The sequence below is a fragment of the Alteromonas sp. 76-1 genome, assembly GCF_900654235.1.
GTDB classification, from domain to species: domain Bacteria; phylum Pseudomonadota; class Gammaproteobacteria; order Enterobacterales; family Alteromonadaceae; genus Alteromonas; species Alteromonas naphthalenivorans.
In genome coordinates, this window is the sequence record NZ_LR136958.1 from 3,663,043 (window position 1) to 3,683,167 (window position 20,125).

The window sequence follows — 20,125 nt, forward strand, 5'->3', positions numbered from 1 at the left end:
CTTACTTGCACTAGCCAGCGACCGCCCGTTTTAAGGTGGTAATCATAATGCTGGTGGTGCCAATAAGAAGAATCGTTTTCATAGGGTCAATTTGCCGTATAGACGTCTATCTGTCAACCGCAGTTTTCACCATACTGTATTGCAAAAAGTGAAACACAAAGTATTTCACGTTTCGATTTAAGCGATAATCAATCAAGCGATGCTAGATTCGGGTAGTAAGAACTATTCATCATCAACTAATTTCGCAGATAAAAAATCAACTAACAAGCGTATTTTGGGCACTAAATGCCTGTTCGATGGAAACAATGCCCATACCGCTTCTCGCTTGTCTCGATATGATGATAGCACTTCTATTAAGTTGCCTGCTGCTAACGACTCACGTACATAAAATCCTGGAAGCTGCACTAAACCCAGCCCGGCCAATGCAGCATGATGTAAGGCATTACCACTATTATACTTCACTCTTCCCTTCACACGCACGGTTTGCACTTGCCCTTCATGATTAAACCGCCAAAGGGGCTGAGATCCTACTAAGCACTGATGTTCGCTGAGCATGTCGGTACGCTTCGGTGCAGGGAAGGCATTTAAATATTCAGGGCTGGCGCATACATATAGCTGTCGGGTAGCCAGCTTTTTGGCCACCAACGTAGAATCTTCTAAATTACCTATGCGTATGGCAAGGTCATAACCGTCATCAATAATATCCATGGTGTCGTTAGTAAAACGACACTCTACTTCTATACCTTCGTATTTTTTTAAAAATTGATTAATAAGTGGGGCGATAAAAGCTTCGCCAAAGGCGACCGGAGCGGTGAGTTTAATCAGCCCTTGGGGTACTTTTTGAAGTTGGCTAATATTGAGCTCAGCCTCTTCTAACGCTTTTAGTGCTGGTTGGCATTGTTCAAAATAAATATGTCCTGCTTGAGTGAGTGACACACTTCGGGTGGTACGGTTGAATAACTTCACTCCCAAACGCTTTTCCACATTGGCGACTTTTCTACTTATTTGCGCGCCCGACGTATCTAATTTAGCAGCAGCCGCAGTAAAGCTGCCCGTACTCGCTACTGCACAAAATTCTACAATACCTTCCCATGTCATCGTTTATACCTTTACCGATTCTCGTTTTTTAGCATGGCGCTATGGGGATAAACACTCACTAGAAGACGCCAGTTAACTTACAATTAAACACCAACATATTATTACACTCAAGTAATAATGAATTACCAAATCTGTATTTATAAAGCCGCGCCTCAGGTCTATAATCTATTTCATAACGTAAGAAATTTAAGGTAACGACATCGTGTTGTTTACTTACACTTATTTAGGAGCATGCCATGACATTAGCATTGAAAGATGGTCAGACACATATTAAGTCCAAAGCAGCCGTTGCGTGGGCCGCTGGTGAACCGTTAAAGATGGAAGAGATTGATGTTGAACTTCCAAAAAAAGGCGAAGTACTAGTACGTATTGTTGCCAGCGGCGTGTGTCATACCGATGCATTTACGCTTTCAGGTGATGATCCAGAAGGTGTGTTTCCTTCAGTACTTGGCCACGAAGGTGGCGGTATTGTAGAAATGGTAGGTGAAGGGGTGACGTCTGTTGAAGTAGGCGACCATGTTATTCCTTTATACACAGCGGAATGCGGTGAATGTAAATTCTGTACGTCTGGCAAAACAAACTTATGCCAAGCGGTTCGTGAAACTCAAGGAAAAGGCTTAATGCCTGATGGCACCAGCCGCTTTTCGAAAGATGGTGAGCCAATTTACCATTACATGGGTTGCTCTACTTTTTCTGAATACACCGTATTGCCAGAAATTTCACTGGCTAAAGTGAACAAATCAGCGCCGCTTGAAGAAGTCTGCTTGTTAGGCTGTGGCGTTACCACGGGTATGGGCGCTGTGCTTAATACTGCTAAGGTAAAAGAAGGCGATACCGTTGCTATATTTGGCTTAGGCGGCATTGGGCTTTCAGCTATTATTGGTGCACGTATGGCGGGCGCTAGTCGTATTATTGGTATTGATATTAACGATAGTAAATTCGATCTTGCTACGCAACTTGGTGCTACAGACCTTGTTAACCCTAAAAATTTCGACAAACCTATTCAGGAAGTGATAGTTGAAATGACCGACGGCGGCGTAGATTACTCTTTTGAGTGTATCGGTAACGTGAATGTGATGCGTTCAGCACTAGAGTGCTGCCACAAAGGTTGGGGCGAATCGGTTATTATTGGTGTAGCGGGTGCTGGCCAGGAAATATCTACTCGTCCATTCCAGTTAGTAACTGGCAGAGTATGGCGTGGTTCTGCTTTTGGCGGTGTGAAAGGTCGCTCTGAACTACCGGGTATTGTTGAACGCTACCTAGAGGGTGAATTTGGCTTACAAGAATTCATTACACACACAATGGGGCTTGATGGCATCAATGATGCGTTCGATTTAATGCATAAAGGCGAAAGTATCCGTTCTGTTGTGCACATGGATAAATAGCGTTTAGCTTCTAATAAACTGTGTTTAAGTGTTAAAAGGCCCGCATTAGTTAATGCAGGCCTTTTTATATTTATAACCACCCTAATTCTAGCGCTTTTAGCACGGCTCGTGTTCTATCTCTCACGCCCATTTTCGCCATAATGGCAGACACTTGATTCTTAACCGTACCGGTTGATTTAAACATTGCTTCAGATATTTCTTTATTGCTGTAGCCAGCGGCCACTAAACGTAAGATCTCAATTTCCTTTGAGCTCAAGGTTTCTGGCTGTTCAAATGACTCGAAACTAACCTCTAATCCTTGCAACCCTTTTAGTACTTTTTCGGTAACACTGGGCTGAATAAGGGTTTCCCCATTAACGACGGATTTAATTGCGTCAATTAAGGTTTCAAGTGAGACATCTTTAAGCAAATACCCTTTCGCCCCCGACTGCATCGCTTGAGTAACCAGTTCATGATCGTCAAATGTGGTTAGCATAATAACGGGGGTATCAATGTTATGTTTTCGCATTGCACGCAAAGCATCAATACCCGTCATCTCGGGCATTCGAATATCCATCAATACAATATCTGCACTATTAGCATTAAGTGCATCAATAACATGGGCACCATCATCACACTCGGCCACGACTTCTACACTATCATCCAATGCCAACAAGGAGCGTATCCCTTGTCGCACTAACATCTGATCTTCAACCAATACAACACGAATACTCATACTGGCTCCGGCAACAACACATGCGTAAAAAACCCATGTTTATTAAAACTAAATTTCACCGAACCACCTGCCTCTTCAATTCGCTCCGACATCCCCGTCAACCCATTACCTAACTGAATTTTTTTTGCCGTAGGCACTTGCTCATCTTGCAGCGTTAATGAATACCCTTTTTCGCTTTTATCCAAGTTGACATGTAATTGCGCAGACTGCGTATGCTTAATGGTATTGGTTAAGCTTTCTTGTACGCAGCGAAGTAAGATATCTGCTGTCGTGACATCTTCAATGCTGACATTATCGGCAATAGATAATTGAAGGCTTGGACGCGGTAAGTCTTTAAATAATGCCTTTACCGCTTGCTGCCAATCTAATGGGGCGTTTTCGCGAATATCAGAAACCGCTTCTCGCACATCAGATAGAAGCAACTTTGCTAAGCTGTGACACTGGTCTACGTGGGTCTTTACTTCATCTTGTCCAGCACCTTTGGCTTTATGTGAAGCCACCTGCAAGTGGATGGTAAGCGCGGTTAAGTGGTGCCCTAATACATCGTGTATATTTCTGGCAATGCGCAGCCTTTCGTCTTGTCGACCGGCTTGGTGAATGAGTTGCTGGGCACTGGTTAACTGTCGATTTAGTGCTTCAGATTTCTCTCTGGCGGACTTTTCTTTAATAGCTACATTCGACATCATCATGGCAAATAAATTAAATGTCCAAAACAGTGCGGCCGTTAGCCATGCATAGGGATCTTGCCAATAGAAGGTGTGTATTACACCTAAAGGTAAAGCCGCTAATACTGAAACAGCCAAACATGTTCTCCACCCTAAGTAATAAGGTAGCAATGCCGACCATACCACTAAGTATATAGCGAGATAACTGTAAGGAAGTAAAAGCAAACTCCCTATTGCCAATAAGTACATTACAATTAATAGCGGAATACGCCAAGCAGGAAGCGACGTGTCCCGCCTAGTTACCACACTAAAGCACAGCGCTAGCCCAACTGCTGCGGCAACAATCAACCACGGTCTGTGGGATGAGACACCATATTGACTAAATGCGTAGTAAAGCGCAGAGCTACTCACAAACAGCCATGTTACTAAGGCGCTTGCTCGCTCTATATTCATAAAACTGAGTATTTTCATAAACCTATTATTAACTTAAGCGACGAAAAATACATAGGCCAAAAGTCACTTTTTATCTTGTGACCTTCGGCACTAATACTGGAAGCAAAATATCGGCAAACTGGCTACATCAAATATTTAAGGTGTAAGTCATGCAAAACATTCACAGCGCTATCGTTCTATTTCACATTATTTGCGGTGCAATTTCACTGCTACTTTTTTGGGGGCCATGTTTTACCAAAAAAGGCGGAAAGCAACATAATAAGATAGGTAATGTTTACCTAGCCACAATGACGCTGACATCGGTTAGTGGTGTGGTTAGCTCGTCATTAGTGCTGCTTGCTCCCCTTCTTATTTTCCCTACTATGCCGGCGCATTTTGAATCTGTGGAGTACTTTCTTGCTTACCTTCAAGGCCAATACATATTTCTACTGATGCTAAGCCTGCTGGTTTGGAACAATGTCAGACACGCTAAAAGAGTCTTAGAGGTAAAAGTTAACCGTGGTGAGCTTCGAAAGGTTGAATATTTATGGTTACCCACTGCGCTATTTGTTGTAGCCAGTATCGCGTTATACCAAGGCATAAAATACAACATTACGCTGACTCAAATTTTTGCGCCTATCGCACTATTTAACAGCATTGGCATTGTGCGATATGCATTCAAAAAAGACATTGCCAAAGGAGCATGGGTGATTCAACACATCGGGCATATTATTGGCTCAGGCATTGGGGCCTATACAGCATTTTTCGCTTTCGGTGGCCGCAACCTATTTCAAAGCCTACCCTTGCTTCAGATAGGAAGTTGGGTATTGCCAAGTTTAATCGGTGTTCCTTTTATTATTTGGCTAAGTAGGAAGTATTTTACGTTGTTTAATCCTAAAGCCAAAGTTGGCGCCTGAAGGTTTTTTGACCAAAATTACCATTGAATTTATTCTCGATTTGGCGCAGTCTGGACTTAAACATGAATACTACCTGCTAGCGGTGATAGCTATGAGACGTAAAACAACAAGTTTCCTTTCTTCATTCTTGGTTGTAGCAATAGCACTTATAAATACAAGCTCATCAGTGGGTAGTACAGTAACTGTTACTAGCGAGATTTCGAATAAAAAGGGCATTATAGCCCCAGAAATATCACTCAATTCTCTTACCAACTATCAAGTTAATAACGAACACATGGTGAGCTCAGGTTTGCCTTCTGCTGCGCATTTTCAATTATTGAAAGACGAAGGGATAAGTAGGGTTATAGATCTCATTCCCGGCGAGCGAGGGCAAGAACAGCTAATGGTTGAAGCACTATCGCTTAACTATCACAACATTCAAGTTGAATGGGAACACCCCACCCTTGCCAATTTCAAAGAGTATACGGGCTATATGGCTCAGGCAAATTCAGCCGATGATAAGGTGCTTACTCATTGTAAATTGAATTGGCGAGGTGCTGTATTTACCTATTTGTACCGCATTACCGTATTAGGTGAGTCAGAGCTATCGGCTAAACAAGACTTACTGGCAATTTGGCAACCGAATCAAACCTGGTTTCAATTTATTAATACCGTGATAGATGACTTTAACCAAACCCACAATGCTCAACTCGTTACCTCTGTAACGCCTCAGATAGAGCCTCTTGAACAATAATTTCTAATTACATCTTGGTAGCGACATCACCACGAGCATAGTAAGAATTCATTTGAGTTTGACATATACGAAAATTCATATACGATACCAACATATATGATTTAGCGTATTTGAGATAAATGATGACTGCAGCAACTTCTACTTCATGCGTTTCGCTTTCACCTCTTTCATTGTTTAAATGTTTAGCGGAAGAAACTCGGCTAAAAACACTGCTTATGCTTTGTGTTAAAGACGAACTTTGTGTGTGTGATTTAACTGACGCGCTCAATCTTAGCCAACCCAAAATATCCCGTCATCTGGCCGATTTACGTAAATGCGGGCTAGTGGCCGACGACCGACGTGGTAAATGGGTTTATTACCGCCTAAACCCAGCGCTTCCCGCATGGGCCAAAGAAGTGATTCATTTATCTGCCACAAACAACGCTGACTATATTAGCGATGCGCTAAGTAACCTTAAATGTGACGCGGGCTGTTAAACACCCTTCTTACTTTTTTCAAATATGTGACGTAAACCATCAGGATTTTTGTAATGAAAATATTGTATATCTGCACGCACAACCGTTGCCGTAGCATCCTTTGTGAAGCCATTACTAATGCTTCAAGCAATTCATCTTTAGAAGCGCGCAGCGCGGGTAGCCAACCTGTGGGTGAAGTGCATCCATTGTCAGTAAAGTACCTTGCCGAGCGTGGCTATAATACCGATGGGCTTAAAAGCCAATCTTGGGACGACTTTGAAGACTACCAGCCTGACATCGTCATTACCGTGTGTGACTCAGCAGCGGGTGAAGCATGCCCTGTGTATTTTGGTAATTCTCTGAAGTTGCACTGGGGTCTTGAAGATCCTTCGAAATTAGAAGGTAGTGAAGAAGACATAGCCCAAGCTTTCTTCAACACCATCGATATTATTGAAAGCCGCGTTGCCGCACTAAGCGATATTGCATCTCGTAACCTTGCTATCGAAGACGTTAAAAAGGCGCTTCAGGAACAAGGAGCTCAGTAATGTCAGAAAAAACATCACCTTCTGATAACGTAGTGACTAGCGTCGCACCTGCACCGACAGCTGACGATTTCGCAAAAACGTATTCTGAACACAAACCGCGCATATTGTTACTTTACGGATCGTTAAGAGAGCGCTCTTACAGCCGCTTAGTAATTGAAGAAAGTGCTCGCTTGCTTGAGTACTATGGTTGTGAAGCTAAAGTTTTTGACCCTAGAGGGTTGCCACAACCCGACACGGAAGATGACACCCATCCAAAAGTAAAAGAGCTTCGCGAGCTCATGATGTGGTCTGAAGGGCAAATTTGGTGCTCGCCTGAACGTCACGGCAGTATGACTGGCATTATTAAAAGTATTATCGACTGGGTACCCTTAAGCATTGGCGCGGTGCGCCCAACTCAAGGGAAAACCTTAGCTGTAATGCAAGTCAGTGGAGGCTCTCAATCGTTCAACGCAGTGAATCAAATGCGTGTGCTTGGTCGCTGGATGCGCATGCTGACCATTCCTAACCAGTCTTCGGTGGCAAAAGCCTTTTTAGAATTTGAAGACGATGGCCGCATGAAGCCTTCTTCTTACTACAACCGCATCGTGGATGTAGTTGAAGAACTAGTGAAATTTACACTACTGACCCGCGACAACAAAGACCACCTTGTTAATCGCTATTCTGAGCGCGTTGAAAGCGCAGAGGAATTAAGCAAACGGGTGAACCAAAAAACGATTTAGTCGAGGCGATACTCGCACGCACTATCAACACGAAAGACATTAAAACCATTAAGGACACTGTCTCATGGGATTTTTCGAACGATACTTATCCGTCTGGGTAGGACTTTGTATTATTGCAGGTGTAGCCGTCGGCAGTCTTTTTCCAGACTTCTTTGCGCTAGTAGCTAGCCTTGAATATGCTCACGTAAATTTAGTGATTGCTGTACTAATTTGGCTCATGATTTACCCAATGATGATTCAAATTGATTTTTCATCCATAAAAGATGTGGGTAAAAAGCCCAAAGGGCTGGTACTTACCTTAGTAGTGAACTGGTTAATAAAGCCTTTCACAATGGCGCTACTTGGCTGGTTGTTCTTCAAAGGCATTTTTGCCGACTGGGTAGACCCGCAAACGGCCACTGAATATATCGCCGGTATGATTTTACTGGGCGTAGCACCGTGCACTGCCATGGTATTTGTATGGAGCCACTTAACAAAAGGCGATGCAAACTACACCCTCGTTCAAGTGTCTATCAACGACTTAATCATGATCATCCTGTTTGCACCTATTACCGCTATGCTTCTAGGTGTTACCGATATTACAGTACCGTGGGATACACTAATTCTCTCGGTTGTACTTTATGTGGTATTGCCGTTAATTGCCGGGGTTATTACCCGTAAGAAGATTGAGAAAAAAGGCGAACAAGCCGTTACTGCTATTATTGAACGCTTTAAGCCATTCTCAGTACTTGGGCTGTTAATTACTATTGTGTTGCTGTTTGGCTTTCAAGCAGAAACAATATTGGCCCAGCCTCAAGACATCGTACTTATCGCGATACCGCTTCTTATTCAAACCTACGGTATTTTTGCGATAGCGTATTTTGCGGCGAAAAAAATGAAGCTACCACACAATGTTGCAGCGCCTGCATGCATGATAGGTACATCTAACTTTTTCGAATTAGCCGTAGCGGTAGCCATATCCTTATTTGGCCTGCACAGTGGCGCAGCCCTAGCAACCGTTGTTGGTGTGCTGGTTGAAGTACCTGTAATGTTATCGCTGGTATGGTTCGCAAATAGAACCCGCCACTGGTTTGACTAACATAAGCATTCATTAGCACTACAAAACTAAATGCAAAAAGGAGCTCATATGAGCTCCTTTTTACGTTTATAACTGTATAAACATACCCGAGAAGGTGCTTATTTAACACGCCATGGTTTCTGGCAGAATAAATCCGTAGCGCTTCAAGGTAGTTTCCAACGGTAGTCGTTTAAGCGGCTTTTCAATAAATGCCAGCGCACCGAGTTCCATCACGCGGTTTTGCATGACTGGCTGAATATCACCTGAAATGACCACTACAAACACTTCTATTTTTCGGCGCTTTATTTCTTCAAGCACGCCTACCCCGTCGAGTATCGGCATGGTTAAATCTAGCAGCACCAAATCAATGCGATGATGTCCCATTATCTCAAGCGCATCCACACCATTAGATGCTTCATAAATTTCACTTGCTAATCCATCGGGCAAGTTACGGCGCGCTACTTTTCTCGCTAGCGCCGAATCATCACAAATCAGAATGTTGAAGCTCATGGTCTACTCTTAGTAATCTACAAGTACGTAATCGCCACAAGGAACTCGCAGCAATGCGTCTATTGTCGAAAACATGGATGAAGAAAGTAAGGATAAGACTATATTAAACCAAAGTATAAAAAAACACTTTTAGGTAAATTTCCCAGTAGCTTATGGTAAATATTTGTTACTTTAGAAGGTATATGCAGCCAAATATAAAAACAAAGCACACTGCGCCGCATTGAATATCACTTATTGTTAAAGGCTAAATTATGCTGGATGTCACCCTTTCTAAGAAAGTTGCTTATCAAATTCTTTCTCATTTTGATAAGAGCTATCGCTGGTTTACGCGAATTACTAGAGGAGCCCAGTCGCGCTTTGAGCAGGGCCAATGGAAAGAGATTCAGCTCGCCTCAAAAGAACGCATTACTATCTATGAGCAAAGCCTTTCAGATGCCGTTGCCGATGTTTACCATTTAACCGAAGTGCATAAAAAAAATGACGAGTTTTGGCAAGACCTCAAGAAGACCTTCGCACGACAACTTGAAGGCCACCCGCAGTTTGAGCTAGCCGAAACCTTTTATAATTCTGTGATTGGGCGTTTATTTAAACACCGCAAAATCGACAACAGCATGATGTTTGTATTGCCAAGTCGCTGCTTTTTACCCGGCCAAGACCGAGATAAAGTCATTCACAGCTTCGATACCACCACCACGGTACGCGAAATGTACGTGTCTATTTTCAAAATATATCGCTACGGCATCCCTTTTGAAAACTACGAACGTGACATGCAAAACCTTGAAGAAGCACTTAGAAAGCGATTAACCACACAGCAATTGGCGAGTGTTCATACTGTCGAACTGCTAAAACCCACGTTTTTTAGAGGAAAATCGGCGTATCTTATTGGCAGAATATGCATGCCAGAAGAAACCCTTCCTTTTGTTATCTCTATGCAACGCAGTGATGAACATACCCTGTTTGTAGACGCACTGCTCACAGACAGAAGTGATTTAAGCGTTATTTTCGGTTTTGCCAGAAGCTACTTTATGGCAGACACCCAAAACCCAGCAGAAGTGGCGGCGTTTCTGCAAGAACTATTACCTAACAAGAAGCACTTTGAGCTTTACATGGCGCTTGGTCATTACAAGCACGGGAAAACCGTGTTTTATCGTAATTTCCTCGATCATATGGATACCACGGACGATCACTTCGAGGCCGCGCCTGGCATTAGAGGATTGGTGATGATGGTGTTTCACCTGCCCTCTTACGGGGTAGTGTTTAAAATTATCAAAGATGAATTTGCCGAAAGTAAGAAGATCACCCGAGAGCATGTTAAAGACTGCTACCGGTTAGTAAAAATGTCCGACCGTGTGGGACGAATGGCAGACACCCATGAATACGTTAACTTTCGCTTTCCCTTGTCTCGTATCGACCCTCTTTTAATCGAAGAACTTAAAGAAACCTGCGCTTCTAGCCTCGAATTTACCGAAGACGAACTGGTCATTAAGCATTTATACATAGAACGTAAGATGACTCCGCTTAATTTGTACCTTCAACAAGAAGAAGATGAAGGCAAAGTACGCAGCGCATTAAACGAGTTAGGACTTTGTATTAAACAAATAGCCATGGCGAATATTTTCCCTGGCGACATGCTGCATAAAAATTTCGGTATCACTCGACATGGCAGAGTTATCTTTTACGACTATGATGAAATATGTTTAATGAACGAACGTCATTTCAGGGCGCTACCCAAATCAGATGACCCTTATGCGATGGACATGTTGTCAGTTGGTCCTAGCGATGTCTTCCCCGAGCAGTTTGAACATTTTATTGTTGGAAAACGCAAACTTAAGGACATTTTGAAGTCGTTGCATGGCGACCTAATGACCCCAGAATACTGGCACGAAGTACAGGCAAAATGTGCTCGTGGCGACATTCAACACTTTACGCCATATAACGCTGATGTCCGTTTTAATAGGGGTGCTAATAGCAACCCAAAGTGATCGCAACACGATAGATTGTATGTATAAACACTGATATTTAACTCCATTAATTAGAAGTACCAAAATCATGAATGTGCTACTTGTTGAAGATGATCCTAAGGTTGCCGCTCACATTGAAAAAGGATTTGTTGGTGAAGGGCACAGCTGCGTTGCGGCGCGTGATGGCGAAAGGGGCTTAGCTGAAGCTTTGTCCGATGATGTAGATGTTATTGTATTAGATGTAATGCTGCCCTTGTTAGACGGCTTTACTATCTTAGAACGTTTACGAAAGGATAACGTGCTTACCCCTGTGCTACTTCTTAGTGCGAAAAGCCAAGTAGAAGATAAAGTTCGGGGTTTACGTTCAGGCGCCAACGATTATTTAACCAAACCTTTTGCGTTTGAAGAGCTACTCGCCCGGGTTGAAGGGTTAGCAGGACGAGAACGTGAAAGCGGTGATAAAACACTTATCAAAGTGGGCGATCTCACGCTTGACCTTGTTAACAGGAAGGTACAACGCGGTGATACCGAAATAGACTTACAATCAAAAGAGTTCCAGTTACTAGAGTGCTTATTGCGCCATCAAGGGAAGGTCGTTACACGCAGCATGCTGTTGGAGCAAGTTTGGAATTATCACTTCGACCCGCAAACCAATGTTATCGACGTGCATATCAGCCGTTTGCGTCAAAAAGTAGACAAAGCATTTAACGTTCCTCTTATTGAAACGGTAAGAGGCACGGGATATAGAATTGCGGATCCTGTTGTGTGTTAGCAATAGGCAACTTCACCCGAAGTTCTAGTTTTCGAGTTGGGGTATTACTTACCTCGTTAGCGCTTGTTGCTATTTTATTTATCGTTTACTTCTGGCGTCTTGCCAGTAGTGACGTATTTATTCGTGAGGCAAGCGCTGCGGTTGATGCTGAAACTTACGCGTTTACGCTATTGCATGAGCAAGTAGGTATTGATGCGGTTATTAGTAACATTCAAGCGAGAACCACACCAAGCCTTCCGTCAGATTCGAACCAAACCGACACCTCCCACGCCTTAACGCCATCTCGGTTAATTGTGGTACTTCGCAACAGCGAAAACCAGATAGTAGCAGGCAATTATCCAATGTGGCCTATTGCCATGGGTGAAAGTGTTGACGCTGGCACTCCTCTCACAAGCATTATTAAATTACCCGCACTGACTGGCGAAAAAGAGAGTTTCGAAAAAGAGAGTATCGCGCAAGACAGTACCCGCTATTCCTTTTCTGAATCAACCAACAGTATTCTTTTCGAGGAAGTAAACCTAGAAGGTTATTCTTTGTTTGTTGGCCGGAATATCGATGATTTATACAGTGCACAGTGGTTAGGGAAAACGTTTGGTTGGATAATTATTGCCTTGCTATGCGTATTGGGTGCCATAAGCTTTGCAGTCGCACTTTACGTGGTTAAGCGTATTAACCGCATGGCACAAACTGCCGATTCCATTATTCGCACTGGTAATTTAGAAGAACGCTTGGAAATAGACAGCAACTGGGATGACTTAAGTCGATTGGCTGTTGTGTTCAATCATATGCTCGATACCATTGAAAGTGCGGTGAACAATATAAAGTCGGTAAGCGACAGTATTGCCCATGACTTGCGTACACCGCTGGCACGCTTACGCAATAATTTAGAACATATTGGTGATGAGAAGCTACGCCACGAAACTACCTACGAAGCTGACAAACTGTTAAATATGTTCAATAGTCTTTTGCGTATTAGCAAACTAGAAACGGTTCACAAAAAAGAAGGGTTTTATGAAACCGAGCTAAGTGAAATGATTATTGATGTAGAGGATTTATATCAACCATTGGCCGAAGACCGAGATATTAAGCTTATTAGTCAGCTGTCTAAAGTTCAGTTCTACGGCGATCCAAACTTACTGTTTCAAGCAGTAGCGAATGTGCTAGATAACGCCATAAAATACACGCCTGATGGCGGAACCGTTACGCTACAACTTACCGCCACGTCTTCCCATGTGATTATCAGCGTGAATGATAATGGGAAGGGAGTTGATGAACATGAACTTGATAGTTTAGAACGTCGTTTCTTCCAAGCTGATAAAAGCAGAACCTGTGAAGGGAACGGGTTGGGGTTATCACTTGTTTCGGCAATTATTAAACTACACAAAGGTAAACTTTGGTTTGTGCACGACCCGCTTATGCAAGGTCACGGGTTGGGCGTAGTATTCACCTTCCCCCGTTAATGCTTCGATGGTAATACTTTGATAAAGTGCTAAATCGACACTAGTTTTGTTTCTGCATAAAAATAGTCACCTCAGCCATTACCACGCCAAATTTTCTAATGTATGAGCGGTTCATCATGGCGCTATCGTCAAATGCCCAAAACCAATCATCGAAGGTAACTGCATAGGTTGTATCATCAACCGGTAAGTCCATATTGTAATGAAAGTTAAATGCGTTGCCGTATGAAGTGCCCGTTGCAGGGCCATCAATATCGCCCGCGTTGCCCACGTAGGTGCCATCGGCCTGTTTAACAATTTTCCACGCACGATTTTTTGGCCCTTCACCTACCCCGTAGGTGAATGTTTCATCTAGCGTTAATGTACCGCCCTCGTTTTTACCTTCAATATCTACCACAAAGCGCTGGACCACTTCGCCGGAACGATTTTGTACTATGCCCCAAGCCCGAACGTTGCCAGCAAAAAATTCCTCAATATTAAACGTGGGTGAAACTTGTTTGTAAGTATTGCCATCTACCGATGTAGAACATCCGGCTATAAGAGTAAGGCAAGATAAAAGCCCGACTAACACCGTGCGCTGTATAAATTTCATAGTGACCTCAATTTAAGTTTATATGGCTGCCCACAATTGATAAAAAATGTACTAATTACTTTTGTAACAAGGCTTTACGTAATTTGGGTTCAGAGGTTTTTTCTGACAGCCAAATGTCGAAAAAAGACTGCGTAAAGTTCGTGTCTTCAATAGTGCCAGCCAGCTCACCATTGATATAAAATTCACTGGCTCGGTTTGAGGTAGCCACACCGGTAATCACGTCACCGTCTTCAACATCGGGGAAAAGCGACGCCATTTTGTCTCGCCATTCGCTTAACATTGCTTCGTCGCTAATACCTTGCTTGCGCATTTCATCTACTGAACGCTGTGCTATCTTTTTACCATCTAAACTTCTTTGATAATCGAGCTTTAATGCAAATGGAGCGTCAGACTGCCACTGCCCTTTAGGCGCATAGAGCGTAGCGTCGTAAACGTCCCAAAACATATACGTAAACATTGCATTGCCCACAACTTGCGCCTCAGGCACTTGTTTGGTGACATAATCAGGCACGCTTTGCGCCAGCACGTTTTTCGACAAAACCAAAAGCGATATTCCCAATGCGATGACGATGTTAAAAGTGGTATAACGACGTTGAAACATATACATGTACCTTCTTTATCTATCTTCTAGTTATACTGTTGCAATTGCCACATTGATCATTTGAATAGCTTGTTTTGAATTTTAAAAGTTTTGCTGATGCCCTGTGTTTACCCTCGCCGCTAGAGCCCTTTACGCCAGACTGGGAAGGTGCTGAACATGTATCAATGTTTGTTAAGCGGGACGATAAAATACATCCCGTCATTTCAGGCAACAAATGGCGTAAATTAAAATACGCGTTTGCTCTTTTGCCGCACCACGAAATGGCTTTAAATTCTGGCCCCGAATTAAATTCGAGGCTGTACAAGCAGCTCCCCTCTTCTGTAGTCAGTTTTGGCGGTGGGTTTTCCAACCATCTGCACGCGTTAGGTTATCTGTGTAATCAGCTAAATGTGCCTTTTCACGCCATAATTCGCGGCGACTACACCAAACACCCCAGCCCAATGATTCAGGATTTAGTGGAATGGGGCGCTCAAGTTCGCTACGTGAATAAAATAACCTACCAGCAAAGGGATGATCCTACTTATTTAGCGAGCCTACGAACTCAGTTTCCCGATGCGTTGATCATTCCTGAAGGCGGCAGCCAAATGGCGGCGCTTAAAGGCGTGCGAGAAGTCGTAAACGAAATAGAGATCCCTTTCGACCATATTATTGCTCCTGTTGCCAGTGGCGCGACCTTGGCAGGATTAACTTCGGCGTTATCATCCCACCAACATGCTATTGGCATTGGCGTATTAAAAGGAGACGGATATTTAGAAGGGCTAGTAGAGCAGTTTCTTGAGCCGGGGCCTGCACTTAATGGTCGCACAAACAGCCAATTCAGTATTAATCATGATTTTCATTGTGGTGGATACGGGAAAATTCCCCCGTATTTAAAGACATTCTGTGAAAACTTTAATCGAACAATGCCCTTTGAAATTGAAGGGGTTTACTCGGGAAAAGTGTTTTGGGCACTTAAGCACTTGCTAGCCACTTTGGCTTCAACCAATGCCTCGACCAATGTAGGTGAAAAAAGCCCAATTGAAAAAGGACAGACACTTATTATCGTTCACACTGGTGGAATTCAGGGTGCCAGAAAAAATAAAACCCTTGATCTTATAGACCAAAACATTCGTTTAACCTAATATCAAGGCTGTGGAAAGTGTATATCTAAAAGCACAGCCTGGTTGTATCTAGCTTCGCGTTACTCATAGCTACCGCTCAAACGCAATAACTGTTAGGAGATGCACCATGATAAAAGGAACAAGTAGCTTACCCCCCCCTTTAAACATATTGGTTTCTAGGGCACTCAAATTATGCGAACTGGTACTTTCTACCAACTCCGTGTTCTATCCCTTCGCGGCTATCTATGAAGATGGCAAAGTTGGCTGTTTGTTTAGCGAAGAAACCAATTACCGCATCGACGAAAGCCAACTTATAGAGTGCTTACAGTGGCGAATTATCGACACTACCACTGACTCTGAAAGTTACAGTATTCTTGTTTATGCCGCGATGGTTGAAACGCAAAAGCACACACGTTTAGATGCTATCGCCATCAGCGCAGCCTGCCCCAATGATGAGGAACAGCTATTGCTCTATCCTTATTATCGTGTGGGAGACAAAATAGTGGTTTCCCCTCCCATCAATACAATGCCAGAATAGGCGTTATCGCGTATAAATTATGCTTATTCGTTTTCCTTGTGATTACGATGACTATTTTTTGTCGAACCTATGCTGTCTTTGCTTGCCAATTTGGTATCGTCTGCTAGCATTCAGCCCAAAATTCATTAGCTTATTTAGGGATTAATTATTATGTCTCGCGTTTTAATAATTGGTGCTGGTGGCGTTGCCTCAGTAACCGTAAAAAAGTGTGCACGTTTACCACAGCACTTTGACGAAATCTTTCTTGCCAGCCGCACGGTGTCTAAGTGTGAAGCCTTGCAACAAGAAGTAGGCGCAGATCGCGTTAAAGGCGTATTCGCTCTTGATGCTGATAACGCCAAAGAAGTAGAAGCGCTTATTAACGATGTTAAACCTGACCTAGTAATTAATCTTGCGTTGCCTTATCAAGACTTGCCTATTATGGACGCGTGTTTAGCTACTAACACCGACTATCTTGATACCGCAAACTACGAACCAAAAGACGAAGCAAAGTTCGAATACTCTTGGCAGTGGGCTTACCAGCAGAAATTCAAAGATGCGGGCATTATGGCGTTGTTAGGCAGTGGTTTCGATCCAGGTGTAACCAACGTGTACACCGCATACGCTGCTAAACACTATTTCGACGAAATTCACTATTTGGATATTGTTGACTGTAATGGTGGTGACCATGGTCAAGCATTTGCGACCAACTTCAACCCTGAAATCAATATTCGCGAAATTACTCAACGTGGTCGTTTCTGGGAAAATGGCGAGTGGAAAGAAACCGATCCACTAAGCGTGCGTGAAGATTTGGATTACCAAAACATTGGTGTACGCGCTTCTTACCTGATGTTCCATGAAGAATTGGAATCTTTGGTTAAGCATTTCCCTACCCTAAAACGTGCGCGTTTTTGGATGACCTTTGGTGATGAATACCTTACACACCTTCGTGTGTTAGAAGGTGTAGGCATGACCAGCATTGAACCGGTTGAATTCCAAGGCCAAAAAGTGGTGCCGTTAGAATTCTTAAAGGCGGTTCTGCCTAACCCAGGCTCACTCGCTGAAGGTTATACCGGCATGACCTGCATTGGTACTTACATTACTGGCATGAAAGATGGCAAAGAAAAAACCATTTTCATCTACAACAACTGTGAACATGCCAAGTGTAACGACGAAGTGGGTGCACAAGCGGTGTCTTACACCACAGGTGTTCCAGCCATGATTGGTGCAGCGCTAATGCTTAACGGCACTTGGAAAGAAAACGGTGTTTGGAACATGGAACAATTCGATCCAGATCCATTCATGGATATGCTTAACGAGCACGGCCTTCCATGGCATGTACTTGAGTGTGATAGCAGCCCATTCACTAAGTAATAGAACATTGTAACTGGAGCAAATAAAGGTTGGCAGACTTAACGCAACGAACAGATATCCCTTCTCCTTGCTACGTGCTGGAAGAGGAAAAACTCATCCGAAACCTTGAGTTGATGAAGCGTGTACAAGACGAGTCAGGCGTTAGAATTATTCTGGCTTTAAAAGGGTTTTCAATGTGGTCGAGCTTCGACATCATTAAACCTTATTTACATGGCGCAACCGCAAGTTCGGTATGGGAAGCCAAATTAGCCGCTGAAATGGGTAAGGAAGTCCATGCCTATTCTCCTGCGTATAAAAAGGCGGATATAGAAGAGCTGGCTACGCTGGTGAATCACTTGTCGTTTAATAGTCTGTCACAATGGCAAACTCACAAAGATGCGCTTGCGGGCGTTTCTTTGGGTTTGCGCATTAATCCCGAGCATCAAGAAGCAGATACCCCACTTTACGACCCCGCAGCGCCGGGTTCGCGACTAGGGCTTCGAGTAAGTGAACTGGAAGGCGTAGATTTATCGGGCATTGACGGTTTCCATTGTCATAACTTGTGTGAGTGTGACTCATTCGCTACCGAACGTACGCTTAAAGCAATAGAGGCACGCTTTGGCGATTACCTAGGTCAGTTAAAGTGGTTAAACTTAGGTGGCGGCCACTTAATGACTAGCGAAGGCTACGATGTTGACCACCTGATTAAAACCCTTAGCGATTTTAAACAGCGCTACCCGCATTTAGACGTTATCTTAGAGCCTGGCTCTGCAGTCGCGTGGCAAACAGGGCCGCTAATTGCTGAGGTCGTGGATGTAGTAAACAACGATGGTGATATTGCCATTTTAGATATTTCAGCCACAGCGCACATGCCTGATGTGCTTGAAATGCCTTATCGGCCGACGATTTTAAATGCGGCGTTACCTGGCGAGAAAGCCTACGACTATCGCTTAGGTGGAAATTCCTGCCTAGCAGGCGACGTCATTGATACTTACTCGTTTGATGCGCCACTAAAAGCCGGTGACCGAGTACAGTTTGAAGACATGATGCACTACACCATGGTGAAAACGTCATTCTTCAATGGCGTTGAACACCCCGCCATTGGTATTTTGCGTAAAAACGGTGAGTTCGAAATCGTTCGCCAATTCACTTACGAAGACTTTAAAGGCCGCTTGTCGTAAGCAGTAGATAGCGCCTTTTACCTAAAAAATAAATGCCCGCTGCGTTAACGCTAGCGGGCATTTTTATTCATGGTGTTTGAATACAGCGTAGTGGATAAAAATCTATTCTATAAAATGCCAGTACCATTTAGGTTTTGGCTTTTATCTACCGTGCCTTCCGCGATAACCGTATCATCAAGATAAATAGCAACTGGCGTACCTTCAGGGCCGGTAAGATTATACCGAAAGCCATGTATTTCATCGGCTAAGGCTAACTTCACTTGCGTGTTGGGGTGAATTAAATCGTACTCGCCGGAATCGCCGGATTTATTAAAAACATCGACAACCCATTTACCCTCTGGCATCTCAATTTTCAAAACTTGCTGACTCATAACTATCCTCCAACCTTACACTTAACGTGACAAGCAATAGTGCGAAATGCGCTAAGCCTATTGTGTGTTAACTATATTGTTTAGATAGGTACCCTCAATCTATAGGTCTGAGATCAATCAGTCTCTTTCGCATCTTTTGCTTCTAGCCCAGCTTGATACAAGGCATTCTTTTTCAAGTCGTAGTGATCAGCCACAACAGCTGCAGCTTTCTTTAATGGCATGTGGTCACATAACGTGGTTAAAAGCGACATGGCTTCAGCCGATATTTCAGATAAATTCACTTGAGCTGGCGACACCATCACCACGAACTCACCTTTTTGGTGGGCTGCATCGGCTTCTAAATAATCAATAACATCACCTGGCGTACCACTCACATAGGTTTCAAAGGTTTTACTAAGCTCTTTGGCGACCACTATGTGTCTGTCTCCTAGTACACGGGCAATGTCTTTGACTGTGGCTAAAATACGGCGCGGAGCTTCATAAAATACGCTCGTGCAGGTACGCTCTTTTAATTCAGCAAGCTGATTATCTTTGGCTTGTGTTTTTACCGGTAAAAAACCTTCAAAAATAAATCGGTCTGTTGGCAGCCCTGAAGCACTTAACGCCGTAATGGCGGCACACGGGCCGGGCAATGCGGTAACAGGAATACCTTCTTCCCGGCAGCGCCTAACAAATACAAAACCAGGATCGCTAATTAATGGCGTGCCCGCATCACTGATTAACGCCACCGATTCGCCGTCTTTTAGGCGCTGAACCAGCATTGCGGTACGTTTATCTTCATTGTGATCATGCAGCGATAAGGTACGTGTAGAAATACTGAAATGCTGTAACAACCGGGAGCTGTGTCGTGTATCTTCCGCAGCAATCCAGTTAACCTGCTTTAATACCTCGATAGCGCGGGCGCTAATATCATCAAGGTTGCCGATAGGTGTGGGAACGATATACAGGGTGGCGAAATTGGTCATATAAACAATAAAAATAACGAATAA

22 protein-coding genes are annotated in these 20,125 nt (G+C 43.5%); 14 read left to right on the top strand and 8 right to left on the bottom strand.

Annotated elements, in window-relative coordinates; all coding sequences use genetic code 11:
- Window positions 1-222: 222 nt before the first annotated feature.
- Complete coding sequence (locus ALT761_RS15790) at window positions 223-1,098, bottom strand: LysR substrate-binding domain-containing protein (protein WP_129739911.1); 876 nt, start codon at window positions 1,096-1,098, stop codon at window positions 223-225.
- A gap of 236 nt (window positions 1,099-1,334) precedes the next feature.
- Between ALT761_RS15790 and ALT761_RS15795 the strand changes: the two genes are divergently transcribed.
- Entirely contained in the window at window positions 1,335-2,483 is a 1,149-nt protein-coding gene (locus ALT761_RS15795; RefSeq protein ID WP_129739912.1) for an S-(hydroxymethyl)glutathione dehydrogenase/class III alcohol dehydrogenase, read from the top strand.
- Between the two features lie 70 nt (window positions 2,484-2,553).
- On the opposite strand, the gene ALT761_RS15800 is transcribed toward ALT761_RS15795, so the two are convergent.
- Together ALT761_RS15800 and ALT761_RS15805 are read right to left on the bottom strand one after the other, a co-directional pair.
- A complete protein-coding gene (locus ALT761_RS15800; protein ID WP_129739913.1) occupies window positions 2,554-3,198 on the bottom strand; it encodes a response regulator transcription factor in 645 nt (214 codons plus the stop codon).
- Window positions 3,195-4,316, bottom strand: coding sequence for a sensor histidine kinase (locus ALT761_RS15805; protein WP_232043476.1), 1,122 nt, complete (start codon window positions 4,314-4,316; stop codon window positions 3,195-3,197). Before ALT761_RS15805 ends, ALT761_RS15800 begins: the two co-directional genes overlap by 4 nt.
- A gap of 149 nt (window positions 4,317-4,465) precedes the next feature.
- Between ALT761_RS15805 and ALT761_RS15810 the strand changes: the two genes are divergently transcribed.
- From ALT761_RS15810 to arsB, 6 genes are all read left to right on the top strand, one after another.
- Entirely contained in the window at window positions 4,466-5,212 is a 747-nt protein-coding gene (locus tag ALT761_RS15810; protein ID WP_129739915.1) for a hypothetical protein, read from the top strand.
- A gap of 91 nt (window positions 5,213-5,303) precedes the next feature.
- Complete coding sequence (locus ALT761_RS15815) at window positions 5,304-5,945, top strand: protein tyrosine phosphatase family protein (protein WP_232043477.1); 642 nt, start codon at window positions 5,304-5,306, stop codon at window positions 5,943-5,945.
- A 122-nt stretch (window positions 5,946-6,067) separates the two neighbouring features.
- The gene (locus tag ALT761_RS15820; RefSeq protein WP_129740671.1) at window positions 6,068-6,421 is read left to right on the top strand and encodes a metalloregulator ArsR/SmtB family transcription factor; all 354 of its coding nucleotides are present in this window, start codon (window positions 6,068-6,070) and stop codon (window positions 6,419-6,421) included.
- 53 nt (window positions 6,422-6,474) lie between these two features.
- Window positions 6,475-6,945, top strand: a complete 471-nt coding sequence (locus ALT761_RS15825) for an arsenate reductase ArsC (RefSeq protein ID WP_129739916.1) — start codon at window positions 6,475-6,477, stop codon at window positions 6,943-6,945.
- Window positions 6,945-7,664, top strand: a complete 720-nt coding sequence (arsH, locus tag ALT761_RS15830) for an arsenical resistance protein ArsH (RefSeq protein WP_129739917.1) — start codon at window positions 6,945-6,947, stop codon at window positions 7,662-7,664. Before ALT761_RS15825 ends, arsH begins: the two co-directional genes overlap by 1 nt.
- A 64-nt stretch (window positions 7,665-7,728) precedes the next feature.
- Window positions 7,729-8,742 carry an ACR3 family arsenite efflux transporter gene (arsB, locus tag ALT761_RS15835; RefSeq protein WP_129739918.1) on the top strand — a complete coding sequence of 338 codons (1,014 nt, stop codon included), beginning with the start codon at window positions 7,729-7,731 and terminating at the stop codon, window positions 8,740-8,742.
- 102 nt (window positions 8,743-8,844) lie between these two features.
- On the opposite strand, the gene ALT761_RS15840 is transcribed toward arsB, so the two are convergent.
- A complete protein-coding gene (locus ALT761_RS15840) occupies window positions 8,845-9,231 on the bottom strand; it encodes a response regulator (RefSeq protein WP_129739919.1) in 387 nt (128 codons plus the stop codon).
- A 251-nt stretch (window positions 9,232-9,482) separates the two neighbouring features.
- Between ALT761_RS15840 and aceK the strand changes: the two genes are divergently transcribed.
- The 3 genes from aceK to ALT761_RS15855 all read left to right on the top strand — a co-directional run bounded on the left by aceK (window position 9,483) and on the right by ALT761_RS15855 (window position 13,424).
- Window positions 9,483-11,213, top strand: a complete 1,731-nt coding sequence (gene aceK / locus ALT761_RS15845; protein WP_129739920.1) for a bifunctional isocitrate dehydrogenase kinase/phosphatase — start codon at window positions 9,483-9,485, stop codon at window positions 11,211-11,213.
- A 67-nt stretch (window positions 11,214-11,280) separates the two neighbouring features.
- Window positions 11,281-11,964: a winged helix-turn-helix domain-containing protein gene (locus tag ALT761_RS15850; protein WP_126873815.1), complete on the top strand. Its 684-nt coding sequence runs from the start codon at window positions 11,281-11,283 to the stop codon at window positions 11,962-11,964.
- Window positions 11,958-13,424 (top strand): sensor histidine kinase, encoded by a 1,467-nt coding sequence (locus ALT761_RS15855; protein ID WP_129739921.1) that lies wholly within the window; start codon window positions 11,958-11,960, stop codon window positions 13,422-13,424. The genes ALT761_RS15850 and ALT761_RS15855 overlap by 7 nt, the downstream gene beginning before the upstream one ends.
- A gap of 40 nt (window positions 13,425-13,464) precedes the next feature.
- On the opposite strand, the gene ALT761_RS15860 is transcribed toward ALT761_RS15855, so the two are convergent.
- Both ALT761_RS15860 and ALT761_RS15865 read right to left on the bottom strand, forming a co-directional pair.
- Window positions 13,465-14,013, bottom strand: a complete 549-nt coding sequence (locus ALT761_RS15860) for a DUF3833 domain-containing protein (protein ID WP_129739922.1) — start codon at window positions 14,011-14,013, stop codon at window positions 13,465-13,467.
- A 55-nt stretch (window positions 14,014-14,068) separates the two neighbouring features.
- Window positions 14,069-14,620 (bottom strand): chalcone isomerase family protein, encoded by a 552-nt coding sequence (locus ALT761_RS15865; protein ID WP_232043478.1) that lies wholly within the window; start codon window positions 14,618-14,620, stop codon window positions 14,069-14,071.
- Window positions 14,621-14,778: 158 nt separating this feature from the next.
- On the opposite strand from ALT761_RS15865, the gene ALT761_RS15870 reads away from it, so the two are divergent.
- The 4 genes from ALT761_RS15870 to nspC all read left to right on the top strand — a co-directional run bounded on the left by ALT761_RS15870 (window position 14,779) and on the right by nspC (window position 18,765).
- Window positions 14,779-15,735: a pyridoxal-phosphate dependent enzyme gene (locus ALT761_RS15870; RefSeq protein ID WP_129740673.1), complete on the top strand. Its 957-nt coding sequence runs from the start codon at window positions 14,779-14,781 to the stop codon at window positions 15,733-15,735.
- Between the two features lie 106 nt (window positions 15,736-15,841).
- Window positions 15,842-16,252: a hypothetical protein gene (locus ALT761_RS15875; protein WP_129739923.1), complete on the top strand. Its 411-nt coding sequence runs from the start codon at window positions 15,842-15,844 to the stop codon at window positions 16,250-16,252.
- A gap of 150 nt (window positions 16,253-16,402) precedes the next feature.
- Complete coding sequence (locus ALT761_RS15880) at window positions 16,403-17,605, top strand: saccharopine dehydrogenase family protein (protein ID WP_057789823.1); 1,203 nt, start codon at window positions 16,403-16,405, stop codon at window positions 17,603-17,605.
- 29 nt (window positions 17,606-17,634) lie between these two features.
- Entirely contained in the window at window positions 17,635-18,765 is a 1,131-nt protein-coding gene (nspC, locus tag ALT761_RS15885) for a carboxynorspermidine decarboxylase (RefSeq protein WP_129739924.1), read from the top strand.
- Window positions 18,766-18,872: 107 nt separating this feature from the next.
- On the opposite strand, the gene ALT761_RS15890 is transcribed toward nspC, so the two are convergent.
- Window positions 18,873-19,136 carry a hypothetical protein gene (locus ALT761_RS15890; RefSeq protein WP_129739925.1) on the bottom strand — a complete coding sequence of 88 codons (264 nt, stop codon included), beginning with the start codon at window positions 19,134-19,136 and terminating at the stop codon, window positions 18,873-18,875.
- 113 nt (window positions 19,137-19,249) lie between these two features.
- Window positions 19,250-20,101 (bottom strand): 16S rRNA (cytidine(1402)-2'-O)-methyltransferase, encoded by an 852-nt coding sequence (rsmI, locus tag ALT761_RS15895; RefSeq protein WP_129740674.1) that lies wholly within the window; start codon window positions 20,099-20,101, stop codon window positions 19,250-19,252.
- Window positions 20,102-20,125: the final 24 nt, after the last annotated feature.